General features: G+C 45.3%; 11 protein-coding genes. 10 read left to right on the plus strand and 1 reads right to left on the minus strand.

The window, feature by feature from the left end:
* Positions 1 to 37: 37 nt before the first annotated feature.
* On the minus strand, positions 38 to 220 hold the full coding sequence (locus tag L1D55_RS16300; protein ID WP_239918138.1) for a helix-turn-helix domain containing protein: 183 nt from the start codon (positions 218 to 220) through the stop codon (positions 38 to 40).
* 279 nt (positions 221 to 499) lie between these two features.
* Here L1D55_RS16300 and L1D55_RS16305 point away from each other — a divergent pair, with 279 nt between their 5' ends.
* From L1D55_RS16305 to L1D55_RS16350, 10 genes are all read left to right on the plus strand, one after another.
* Positions 500 to 1,141 (plus strand): LysE family translocator, encoded by a 642-nt coding sequence (locus L1D55_RS16305; protein WP_239918139.1) that lies wholly within the window; start codon positions 500 to 502, stop codon positions 1,139 to 1,141.
* A gap of 540 nt (positions 1,142 to 1,681) precedes the next feature.
* On the plus strand, positions 1,682 to 3,139 hold the full coding sequence (locus tag L1D55_RS16310; protein ID WP_239918140.1) for a YdiU family protein: 1,458 nt from the start codon (positions 1,682 to 1,684) through the stop codon (positions 3,137 to 3,139).
* A 152-nt stretch (positions 3,140 to 3,291) separates the two neighbouring features.
* Entirely contained in the window at positions 3,292 to 4,020 is a 729-nt protein-coding gene (locus L1D55_RS16315) for a response regulator transcription factor (RefSeq protein ID WP_239918141.1), read from the plus strand.
* 16 nt (positions 4,021 to 4,036) lie between these two features.
* A complete protein-coding gene (locus L1D55_RS16320) occupies positions 4,037 to 5,482 on the plus strand; it encodes an ATP-binding protein (protein WP_239918142.1) in 1,446 nt (481 codons plus the stop codon).
* Positions 5,483 to 5,592: 110 nt separating this feature from the next.
* Positions 5,593 to 6,840 carry an ABC transporter substrate-binding protein gene (locus L1D55_RS16325; protein ID WP_239918143.1) on the plus strand — a complete coding sequence of 416 codons (1,248 nt, stop codon included), beginning with the start codon at positions 5,593 to 5,595 and terminating at the stop codon, positions 6,838 to 6,840.
* 181 nt (positions 6,841 to 7,021) lie between these two features.
* Positions 7,022 to 7,960, plus strand: a complete 939-nt coding sequence (locus L1D55_RS16330; protein ID WP_239918144.1) for a sugar ABC transporter permease — start codon at positions 7,022 to 7,024, stop codon at positions 7,958 to 7,960.
* Positions 7,957 to 8,814, plus strand: a complete 858-nt coding sequence (locus L1D55_RS16335) for a carbohydrate ABC transporter permease (protein ID WP_008218366.1) — start codon at positions 7,957 to 7,959, stop codon at positions 8,812 to 8,814. Before L1D55_RS16330 ends, L1D55_RS16335 begins: the two co-directional genes overlap by 4 nt.
* 6 nt (positions 8,815 to 8,820) lie before the next feature.
* Complete coding sequence (ugpC, locus tag L1D55_RS16340) at positions 8,821 to 9,933, plus strand: sn-glycerol-3-phosphate ABC transporter ATP-binding protein UgpC (RefSeq protein WP_032549615.1); 1,113 nt, start codon at positions 8,821 to 8,823, stop codon at positions 9,931 to 9,933.
* Between the two features lie 137 nt (positions 9,934 to 10,070).
* Entirely contained in the window at positions 10,071 to 11,225 is a 1,155-nt protein-coding gene (locus L1D55_RS16345) for a S8 family serine peptidase (RefSeq protein ID WP_239918145.1), read from the plus strand.
* Between the two features lie 396 nt (positions 11,226 to 11,621).
* Complete coding sequence (locus tag L1D55_RS16350; RefSeq protein WP_032549613.1) at positions 11,622 to 12,617, plus strand: TRAP transporter substrate-binding protein; 996 nt, start codon at positions 11,622 to 11,624, stop codon at positions 12,615 to 12,617.
* Positions 12,618 to 12,659: the final 42 nt, after the last annotated feature.

The raw sequence follows: 12,659 nt of genomic DNA on the forward strand, positions 1-12,659 counted from the left end.
CAATGCTTTTCGTTTTGTCTGAGCAGTAGCCGCATGGTTAGTTGGTAGCCGCATGGTTAGTTGGCAAAAATGAATCAGTACCATGAATGGCAAAGACTTGAGCCCAATACCGTATCTGTCTTGAAGAAATTGAATATTGTTTTGCTAAGTAGAGAGATGACGTGCCATCTAAGTATTGCTTAGCAATGATACATTTTAGCTCTCGGCTATATTTGGACATAAAAAGACCCCCAATAATTGGTGTCCAACTATTGGGGGTCAGTTCATAGTGCGGCTTTTTTGTTTTTGGCGAGTCATACCTAGTTTGCTTCTATCTTTGAATAAAGGTTTTACTATTTTTGCTTGGGGTAGAATATTACGCTGCTCGTATAGCCACATTTATAATGTGAAGTGCCGTTCAGTGCGAACGAAAGCCGTGGGGTGAAGTTGATCAAGTTGCACATCTAATTCATATTGGATAGCAATTTTATATATTCTAGTGAGTTAAGGAGAATTCACGATGAGCTTTGATACATGGATTTACTATCTGCTAGCCGTGCTGATCTTGACGGCATCCCCAGGCCCGAGTTCTTTATTGTGCATGACCAAAGGAGTGCAATCGGGCTTCAAATTGTCGATATTTACAGCCTTGGGTAGCCTAACAGCGATTACCGGAATCCTCACACTATCGTTTACGGGACTCGGTGTAATTATTGCCTCTTCGGAAGTGGTATTTAACGTCATTAAATGGACGGGTGCTGCTTATCTTATTTTCCTTGGATGGAAGTCGTTACGCTCGAGCCAGCAAGATTATGACCAACTACCGGGTCAGGAATCAGATTCTAAAGTTGTTAGAGAGAGCATCCTTTCTCACTACGTAAGTGGTTTTATTGTCGGCGCTAGCAATCCTAAAGCGATTCTCTTTTTTGCCGCACTTTTCCCACAGTTTATTGACCCATCACTTGCGTTATTACCGCAGTTTGCCGTCTTTGCCTCAACCTTTGCTGTGATGGAGCTGTCTTGGTTATTGGTCTACGCGTATTTAGGCGCAAAGTCGTCGAACTGGTTGTTTGCCAAAGGTCGTGCCAAGGTTTTTAATCGTGTGACAGGGGGCGTATTTATTGGAGCTGGAGCACTGCTTTCAACGACAAGTCGAGCTTAACGCTATGTTTTATCAAAGGGGTGAATAGTTACAGAAACTTCTTGGTGCTGTCATAAAAGGTTAACATTAATATGCTTGCTGCTTTTAACAAAAAGCCGATATATTGTAGTTACACCATCACGTTCTCAAGGAGAGGCATATGCAGCATCAAGAAATGATTCAACACAGCAACTTTGGCGTTATCAGCCGCACTTGGATTTTCTCTACCCTTTCTCTAGTGGGTATTCTTGCTCTAATGTAGTCAGCTTAATGGCTCTATATTTACAGTTTTTATTATGAACATACTTGTAAAAAAGTTTTCAAAGTTAGAACTCTGTCTTCAATAAATGTGGCTTTTCTCAACAGCTTAGCCACTTAACTTCTTCTCAACAGCTTAGCCACTTAACTTCTTCTAAACTGCTTCTTTCCTTTAGCAAAGCCTTTTTCGTAATCGATTAGGCAAGCAACCTTCTCTGAAACTATCTATCCCTATAACCTGATCTGAAGTTGTTACTAAACTGTGATAATCTTAATTTATCTTTTATCTACAGTGTATCTCTCATGTCTGTCTGGGATTCTATTTCATTTAACAATCGATTTACTGCACTGCCTCGGCTGTTCTATACCCCAATCCAACCAACACCGCTAAGCAATGTCCAATGGCTCTCATGGAATCATAACCTTGCAACTGAACTTGGCTTTCCGTCATTTGAGAGTGCTTCAGAAGAATTGCTGGATACTTTATCTGGCAATGTGGAACTAGAGCAATTTTCTCCGTTAGCAATGAAATACGCAGGCCATCAGTTTGGTGCTTATAACCCTGATTTGGGCGATGGGAGAGGATTGTTGTTAGCTCAAGTTGTCGCTAAAAGTGGTGAAACGTTCGATTTACACCTAAAAGGTGCGGGGAAAACACTATATTCGCGAATGGGAGATGGACGTGCGGTTATTCGATCTACTGTGCGCGAGTATCTATGTAGTGAAGCAATGGCAGGGCTGAATATTCCAACGACTCGTGCGTTGGCAATGATGACCAGTGACACGCCGGTTTATCGAGAGAAACAAGAGTGGGGCGCATTGTTGGTGCGTGCTTCTGAATCACACATCCGTTTCGGTCACTTTGAGCACTTGTTTTACACAAATCAGTTGGTTGAACATAAATTGTTGGCCGATAAAGTCATCGAGTGGCACTTCCCAGAGTGCTTAGATGAAGAAAAACCATACGCAGCTATGTTTAATCAAATTGTTGACCGTACCGCAGAGATGATTGCGTTGTGGCAAGCAAATGGTTTTGCTCACGGGGTGATGAACACGGATAACATGTCGATCATTGGACAAACTTTCGATTACGGTCCATTTGCCTTCCTCGATGAATATGATCCACGCTTGATCTGCAATCACTCCGACTACCAAGGGCGCTATGCATTCAATCAACAACCAAGAATCGGGATGTGGAATTTATCGGCGTTGGCACACTCGTTATCACCGCTGGTGGAAAGGGCCGATTTAGAAGCTGCACTGGAACAGTACGAGCCGCAAATGAATGGTTACTTTAGTCAGTTGATGCGTAGAAAGCTCGGTTTACTCTCCAAGCAAGAAGGTGACAGCCGCTTGTTTGAGTCTATGTTCGAGTTAATGTCGCAAAACAAAGTGGATTACCCAAGGTTCTTTAGAACTCTGTCGAACCTAGACACTGTACCTGCTCAGGAAGTCATTGATTTAGTCATCGACCGTGATGCTGCGAAGTTATGGGTAGATAACTACTTGCAACGTTGTGAGCTTGAAGAGAGTTCTGCTATAGAGCGCTGCGAAAAGATGAGGCAGGTAAATCCTAAATACATTCTTAGAAACTATTTGGCTCAGCTGGCGATTGAAAAGGCTGAACGTGGTGATAGCAGCGATGTTGATGCTCTGATGGTGGTACTTGCGGACCCGTATGCAGAGCACCCTGATTACGAATACTTAGCAGCCTTACCACCGGAGTGGGGTAAAGGTATGGAGATCAGCTGCTCGTCTTAACTCGGCTTATCAGTACAAAACCAACAGATAGCGGTCGCTTAGTTGTGATCTCTATCTGTTTGTTCTTCTAATTTTACAAACATATCAATAATCAAATACTCGGCCTGCCTATACACTATGTGAATAAGTTGTAAATTCTATAGGTTTGGGCGATGCCAACAAATACTCGAATTCTCGTGGTGGATGATGATCAAGAAATCCGCGAGTTGCTGGAAGAGTACCTTTCAAAATCGGGCTTCGATGTCTCTTCGGTTGGAGATGGGGCTGAACTAGAAACTCATCTACAAAGCCAAGGTTATCCTGACCTGATACTTCTCGATGTAATGCTTCCCGGGGACGATGGTTTTACCTTGTGTCAGCGTATTCGTAAAAATTCCAATGTGCCTATCATAATGCTGACTGCGGTATCGGATGAAACCGATCAGATTATTGGCTTAGAAATTGGTGCTGATGACTACATTGCCAAGCCGTTTAGCCCACGCCAATTAATGGCGCGTATCAAAGCATTGCTACGCCGCGTTCAAGTGGTTGACGACAAGCCGAGTGACGCGTTGCCTAAACAGATCATCTTTGGTGATTGGACGCTCGATACTCTTGCGCACCGAATCTCACACAACGAAAGTGCGGAAGAGATGGACTTGTCGGGCAGTGATTTTTCATTGTTAATGCTGTTCCTAACGCGCCCAAACGAAGTGCTAGACCGAGACACCATCTCTTTTGCGACCAGAGGACGTGAAGCACTGCCTTTTGAGCGCGGCATTGATGTGCAGTTAAGTCGTTTGAGAAGCCGATTGGGTGACAGCGCTAAATACCCACACTACATCAAAACAATGCGTGGCAACGGCTATATATTGGCTGTGCCTGTGCATTATGAGCACTGAGTAAGAAGAACTGCGTATGAAGTGGTTGAGAAGTTTAAAGCCAAACTCTTTGGTTGCTCGAACCTTGCTTTTGACCTTGCTAGCCGTTGTCATCGCGCAAGGCATTGCAACGTCGATTTGGTATAGCGAATCCAAACAAAAAGAGCTAGAAGGTATTCGTTCGGCTTCGTCGAGCATGGCGAACATGTTTGCTTCAACAGTGACCTTCTTTCAGTCTTTGCCCGTCAAGTATCGCCACATCGTGTTAGACCAAATCCGCAATATGGGGGGGACGCGATTCTTCGTCTCTTTCAATAAAGAGGCTTTGATTGTTGAACCAATCCCCGATACTCGCTTAAAAACCGCATCGATAGAAGCGATAGAGAGTGTCTTGAGTAGCAAGCTTAATAAGGTGGAATCAGTTCGTGTCGATTTCTCTCGCCCAGAACATCTTCGCTTGCTTAAAAATGATATCTACTTGAGCGATCTCCCGCGATCGTGGGCCCATCATACCTTAACCTTAGAGCCGCTTAATCCGCCGATACTGGTTGTTCAGATTGAGTTAGCCAGTCATGAATGGGTTTACATTGCAGCGCTGTTGCCAGCACCCTACGTCAAACTGGATGACACGATTCTCGGTCGTGAGCAGGTGATCTTCTTACTCTCATCAACGTTGATTCTACTGGTGTTGACTTACCTAATGATTCGCCGCCAAGTGCGCCCGCTTAAAAAGCTCGCAAGGGCCGCTAACGAGATGAGTATGGATATTCAGCAGCCGCCACTTAACGAAGAGGGGGCGACTGAATTGGTCACGGCAACTCGGGCGTTTAATCGCATGCAGCAGCGTATTCGTCGCTATGTGGCCGATAGGGAGTATCTTTTCTCTGCTATTTCTCATGATTTAAAGACACCGATTACTCGGCTTAGGCTAAGAGCTGAGCTGTTGGAAAGCGAAGTTAAGAAAGAGAAGTTCAACAAGGATCTGGATGAGCTCGAGATGATGGTTAAAGGTGCCCTGCAAGCGGTAAGAGATACAGATCTTCACGAAAACAACGCCATTATTGACCTTAATGATATGGTTGCTTCGGTTATTGAATCGCATAACCAGCATCAAACTTTAGTGGAGTTTGAACCTATTGTGGTTGAGCCGCTAGTCGCTAAGCCATTAGCGATTAAACGTGTTTTGACTAACCTTATCGACAATGCGGTGAAATACGGAACATCCGCTAAGGTTGATATCAGTAGCGATTCTGTGTGGGTTATCGTAACGATTCAGGACTACGGAAAAGGAATCCCAGAAGACAAACTTGAGTTGGTGTTTGAACCCTACTTTAGGCTTGCTACCGACGATCAAGGGCACGGTTTAGGGCTCGGAATCTGTCGAAATATCCTGCACGGACACGGCGGAGATCTCATTATTCGCAACTCCCCTCAAGGTGGCTTAGAAGCCAAAGTCTATATCCCACGTGGTCTAGAAGTGTAATGTAACAATTGTGTTACATTGGGCTTACCTTTTGTTTCAATCTTATAAATCAGAATAAGTAGACTCTTTATTGAACCGGGCGTCGAGTCCGCTAAACATGGAAGATTATAATGAAAATCAATAAAACCCTACTTACTCTATCTCTTCTTGCTGCCTCAACATTTTCTCAAGCTGGTGAAGTGGAAGTGCTTCACTGGTGGACTGCTGGTGGTGAAGCCAAATCCGCTGCAGTACTTAAAGAGATGATTGAAGAACAAGGTCATACTTGGAAAGATTTCGCTGTTGCTGGTGGCGGCGGTGAAAGTGCAATGACCGTTTTAAAGACACGAGCAGTATCTGGTAATCCGCCATCTGCCGCGCAGATCAAAGGTCACGATATTCAGGAGTGGGGTGGTTTAGGTTTTCTAACGTCTCTCGATGCAACCGCGAAACAAGAAAAGTGGGATGACTTACTACCCGCTGTTGTTACCAAAGTGATGAAATGGGACGGCGAGTACGTAGCAGTTCCTGTGAACGTTCACCGTGTTAACTGGCTTTGGGCCAACCCAGAAGTGCTCGAAAAGTCAGGTGTGACGGTTCCAACTACCTTAGATGAGTTCTTTGTTGCTGCAGACAAGATCAAAGCTGCAGGTTTTATTCCTCTAGCGCACGGCGGTCAACCTTGGCAAGACGCAACAGTCTTCGAGGCTGTGGCACTTGATGTACTTGGTAGTGAAGACTACAACAAAGCGTTCGTTGATCTAGATATGGACGTGTTATCTGGCGATAAAATGGTGGAAGTGTTCACCAAGTTCAAAAAGATGCGTGATTACATCGACAGCAACTCTCCAGGTCGTGACTGGAACGTAGCAACCTCAATGGTTATCAATGGTGAAGCGGCAATGCAAATCATGGGTGACTGGGCGAAGGGTGAGTTTACAGCGGCAGGTAAAGTGCCAGGTAAAGACTACATCTGTGCACCAGCTCCGGGCACTGACGGCCAATTTACCTTCAATATCGATAGCTTTGCCTTCTTCGAGCTAGGCGATAAAGAGAATCAAAAAGCGCAACAAGATCTTGCGAAAACCATTCTTACTAAAGACTTCCAAGAGGTCTTCAACCTAAACAAAGGCTCGATTCCAGTGCGCCTCGATATGGACATGTCTAAGTTCGACCAATGTGCGTTGGATTCAATGGCAACCTTCAAAGCAAGTGCGGAATCTGGCGACCTTGTACCAAGTATGGCTCACGGTCTAGCAACGACAAGCTATGCTCAAGGCGCTATCTATGACGTTGTGACCAACTTCTTCAATGAGAAAGATGCTGATCCTAAAGAGGCAGCAACTAAGTTAGCGAAGGCAGTAAAAGCGGCTATCTAACCTAGTCTGATAAGCAACATGAACAGAACGCGAGTTGCTGACTATGTTGCTTATCCCTAACCCCCAGGGTGGGTAGGTTCGTAGGGAGCCTATCCGCTCTTCACCTCAATTCTGATATGCGTGATGCTGATGTGGTGCCGAGAGGTAAGCCATTGGCTCAATTGTGCAACAAGGAAAAGTTATGGAGCATGTTTTGACTGAGTCGACTCCAAAACCGACAAGGAGCCAGCCTGCACCAAAGCCCAGTTTTGCTGACAGGTTACAACATTGGTTACCAAAGATTGTACTGGCACCGACCGCGTTGGTGACCGTGGTATGTATCTACGGCTATATATTCTGGACGGCAGCGCTGTCGTTTACTAATTCTCGATTTCTACCTAGCTTCAATTTTGTTGGCTTTGCTCAATATGAAAAGCTGATGGAAAACGATCGCTGGATCACCTCAATCACCAACCTCGGTGTGTTTGGGATCCTATTCATGGTGATTGCTATCGTACTGGGTGTCGGTTTGGCGATTCTGCTTGACCAGAACATCCGTCAAGAAGGTGCGATTCGTACCATTTACCTTTACCCAATGGCACTGTCATTCATCGTGACGGGTACAGCGTGGAAGTGGATTCTGAATCCGGGTCTAGGTATTGAAAAGTTGATGCAAGATTGGGGCTTTACCGACTTTAAATTTGACTGGTTGGTTGACTCTGAAATGGCGGTCTACACCTTAGTGATTGCCGCGCTTTGGCAGTCGTCAGGTTTCGTGATGGCGATGTTCTTAGCTGGCCTGCGTGGTATCGATTCTTCGATCATTAAAGCGGCGCAAATTGACGGTGCAAACTTACCCACTATTTATCTCAAAATCATTTTGCCTTGCTTGCGACCTGTGGTTTTCAGCGCGGTGATCATTACTTCACACATTGCGATTAAGAGCTTCGACCTTGTGACAGCAATGACGGCAGGTGGCCCGGGTTATTCATCGGATCTTCCTGCTCTATTCATGTACGCACACTCATTTACACGTGGACAAATAGGCCTAGGTGCTGCCAGTGCCATGATGATGCTAGCAGGTATTCTAGCGATTCTCGTGCCGTATCTTTACTCTGAGCTTAGGGAGAAAAAGTCATGATGAATAACATCAACTTTGCTCGAATGTTTATCTATTCGGCTCTACTTTTCTTCTGCTTGGTTTACCTAATGCCGTTGTTCGTCATGGTACTGACATCATTCAAAACCTTGCCAGACATCAAGGCGGGTAACTTGATGAGTTTACCTAAAGAGTGGGTGTTCGATGCTTGGTATAAAGCGTGGGACAGCGCTTGTACTGGCGTGAAGTGTGAAGGGGTGAAAGGCTATTTCTGGAACTCGTTCCAAATGGTGATTCCAGCAGTGGCTATCTCAACACTACTGGGCGCATTCAATGGCTATGTGGTCACTAAGTGGCAGTTCCGTGGCTCAAACCTGTTCTTTAGCTTGCTGCTGTTCGGTTGTTTCATTCCATTCCAAGTGGTGTTGTTACCTATGGCGACCGTACTGGGCAAGATGGGTTTAGCAAACACCACAGTTGGCCTGGTACTTGTGCACGTTATCTACGGCATGGCATTTACGACGCTGTTCTTCCGTAACTTCTACATCTCGATTCCAGATGAGTTGATCAAAGCGGCAAAACTGGATGGTGCCGGCTTCTTTACCATCTTCTTCAAGATCTTATTACCGATCTCAACACCTATCATCATGGTGACGGTGATCTGGCAGTTTACCGCTATCTGGAACGATTTCTTATTCGGGGTGGTGTATTCAGGCTCGGAGACTCAGCCGATCACCGTGGCATTAAACAACTTGGTCAACACCAGTACGGGCGTTAAAGAGTACAACGTCGATATGGCTGCTGCGATCATCGCCGCACTGCCAACATTGTTGGTGTATGTCTTCGCAGGAAAATATTTTGTTCGTGGCCTAACGGCAGGATCAGTAAAAGGATAATTACCCATGGCAACATTAGATTTAAAACAGATCCGTAAAACTTATCGCAACGCGGACAACGAAACGTTAAAGGGCATCGACATTAGTATCGATTCGGGGGAGTTCTTGATACTTGTCGGCCCTTCGGGGTGTGGAAAATCCACCTTAATGAATACCATTGCTGGGCTAGAAAACATTAGCTCGGGTGAGATAGTGATTGATGGTGTTGATGTCGCTCAGGTTGAACCTAAAGACCGCGACATTGCGATGGTGTTCCAATCCTATGCGTTATATCCAAACATGACGGTACGCGGCAATATCGCCTTCGGCTTGAAGATCCGCAAGATGCCTCAAGACGAGATCGATGCTGAGGTGAATCGCGTCGCTGAAATGCTGCAGATCGAGCAACTACTGGACCGCAAACCATCACAGTTATCCGGTGGTCAGCGTCAACGTGTGGCGATGGGGCGTGCACTGGCGCGTCGTCCTAAGCTGTACTTGTTCGATGAGCCGCTTTCTAACTTAGATGCCAAGCTGCGTGTGGAAATGCGCCATCAGATTAAGCGCCTCCATCAAAAGCTTAATACCACGATTGTGTATGTAACCCATGACCAAATTGAGGCAATGACGCTGGCTGACCGTATTGCAGTAATGAAAGATGGCGAATTGCAGCAGTTAGGCACACCACAAGAGATCTACACTAAGCCAAGCAACATGTTTGTCGCAGGCTTTATGGGTTCACCATCGATGAACTTCATCAAGACAATGGTAGACCTCGACGAGGAGCAAAATCCGATCATTAAGGTTATTGGTACGGCGGATCAAGAGCACCATATTCGACTGCCGCAAAGCATGCGTGAACAAGACGGCAAAGAAGTGGTGATTGGCCTGCGCCCTGAACACATTACTGAGCAACAAGGTGATGATCTGTCGGCAACCACTAAACTGGACTTGCAGTTGGAAGTGCTAGAACCGACAGGGCCAGATACGATTGCGATGGTAAAGGTTAACGACCAAGAAGTTGCGTGTCGCTTATCACCGGAATTTGAAGTGTCGGTAGGGCAGATGGCACCGCTGCATTTTGACCTGTCGAAAGCGGTATTCTTTGATGCGCAAACGGAAAGAAGAATTGATTTCTAGAATCTTGTAAATCATAACCTTTTATTAAACACCCCATCATTTGATGGGGTGTTTTTATATCAATATACAAAACTCATTACTGACAAATCTATTACTAGGGTCTATGCTTTACGGGAAATTATTATAGAAAACCAAGGATGTCGGAAATGAGAGTTCAAATACTAGCAGGGGCTATGTCAGCTGCTCTTCTGTCCTTTCCTGTAGGGGCTGTGGTAAATCATGATCTGCGCGATAGTTATATTGTCGTTCTTAAAGAAAGCACGTCGGTATCTCGAGCTAATGATATCGCTCGTGAAGTGGCGAGCGGAAAAGGTGTGGTTGGTCATCAATACAGTCATGCATTGAAAGGTTTTTCAGTCAAAATCCCTCAGCAAGCACTCAAGGGACTGACAAATAGGTTTCCCGAAATTGAATATATTGAACAAGATATTGAGATGCATGCATTTCCGAGAGGCGGTAACCCGAATAAGGGCGGGGGAGATTCTGCAGAGAGAGCGATACAACAAACGCCTTGGGGAGTGACACGAGTAAAGGGTGGCACTGTTGATATGAGTGACGCCACTGTTGTCGCATGGGTTATCGACTCCGGTATTGATAGCGGCCATCCAGATTTGAATGTTAACGAGTCACGGGGTGCAAACTTTACTCGCGGCAAGAAAAATAATACCAATGATGGTAACGGCCATGGCACACATGTCGCTGGAACAATAGGGGCGTATGATGATGGCTTTGATGTTATTGGTGTTGCTCCAGGGGTTGAGGTTATCCCAGTGAAGGTCTTAGATAACAGTGGCAGTGGTACAATGTCGGGTGTGATAGCCGGTGTTGACCATGTTGCTCGTTATGGTAATTCCGGCGACTGTGCCAACATGAGCTTAGGTGGTGCTGGTTATTCTGAGGCTCTAGAGAGTGCAATCCTAACTGCCGCATCAAAAGGGGTCTTTTTCTCGCTGGCGGCTGGCAACTCTGGTCAAGACGCGAGTGGTTTTACGCCTGCGAGCACTAACGGTACAAACATATTTACTATCTCAGCATTTGGCGAAACTAACGATAGCTTCGCTTACTTTTCCAATTATGGTTTTGATGTCGATTACGCGCAACCGGGAGTCGATGTGCTATCAACCAAAGCGGGAGGAGGAACGGTTTCTTACAATGGTACCTCGATGGCAGCGCCTCACTTATGCGGTGTCATATTAGCGAGTGGGTTAGGTGATGGTGAATTACCATCGACAGATGGAACGGTAAATAATGATCCTGATGGGGTGCCAGACCCAATTGCAGTGATGAACTGATAGTAAAATATCACAGGTATTTCCAGCTATATAATGTGAATCAGTGTTGATAAAAGCGATCGTTATGGTCGCTTTTCTCTTTTTAGATTTAATCTCTTGTGTGCTGAGCATGATTCACTCATTACGACAGAGTTACTTTAGTAGCCTGTAAGTCCATTCTGGTTTTCGAACTCATCATTTAAACAGTGGTCAACTCCCACCCATTTACAAATATTCGATGTGTCATTTTCCACCCATTACTTATGCGTTTGTTTTTCTTTAGGTTCATCTAATTATCCGCGAAGCCTTGTGGTTAAAGGTTTGTTAAATAATTGTATCTAGTTGGCTCGTTAATTGCCTTAGTGATGACATGCAGTTCCCATTGATGGGCTGCTTTGTTTACTAAGGAGAATAATAATGTTTAAGCCTCTTACCCTGCTATCTGTATCTGCGCTTGCGCTCACAAGTTTTAATGCTGCTGCGAACTGTGATCCTGGTGAAATTGTTATCAAATTCAGCCACGTAACAAATACTGATAAGCACCCGAAAGGCATTGCTGCTTCTTTACTAGAAGAGCGAGTAAACACGGAAATGAACGGTAAAGCTTGTATGCAAGTTTTCCCTAACTCAACGCTATACGATGACAACAAGGTACTGGAAGCCCTGTTAAACGGTGATGTTCAAATGGCGGCACCTTCGCTGTCTAAATTTGAGAAGTTCACTAAGAAATACCGCATTTTTGACCTTCCGTTCCTGTTTGAAGATGTTGACGCTGTTGACCGTTTCCAAAACTCAGAATCTGGTGAAAAGCTGAAGAATGCAATGAAGCGTCGTGGTCTACAAGGTCTCGCGTTCTGGCATAACGGCATGAAGCAGATGTCTGCGAACAAGCCGCTTATCAGCCCTGTTGATGCAGAAGGTTTGAAGTTCCGTGTACAAGCGTCTGACGTACTGGTTGCACAGTTTGAGCAGTTAGGTGCTAACCCACAGAAGATGTCGTTCAAAGAAGTATACGGCGGCCTGCAAACTAAAGTTATCGACGGTCAAGAGAACACTTGGTCTAACATCTACGGTAAGAAATTCTTCGAAGTACAAGACGGCGTAACAGAAACCAACCACGGTATTCTTGATTACCTAGTTGTAACGTCAAACGACTTCTGGAAAGGCCTACCTAAAGACGTACGTGAACAGCTAAACACGATTGTTAAAGAAGTTTCTGAGACACGTAACGCTGAGTCTTCAAAAGTTAACCTAGCGAACAAGAACAACATCATCGAAGCAGGTGGTGAGGTTCGTACACTGACACCAGAACAGCGTCAAGCTTGGGTAACAGCGCTTCAACCAGTATGGAAGAAGTTTGAGAAAGACATCGGCTCTGATCTAATCGAAGCTGCACTGGCTTCTAACCAGTAATACCGCTATTGGGTGGCGGCTCCCTACCGCCGCCCTCTATTA

This window comes from Vibrio sp. Isolate22 (assembly GCF_022398115.1).
Taxonomy (GTDB): domain Bacteria; phylum Pseudomonadota; class Gammaproteobacteria; order Enterobacterales; family Vibrionaceae; genus Vibrio.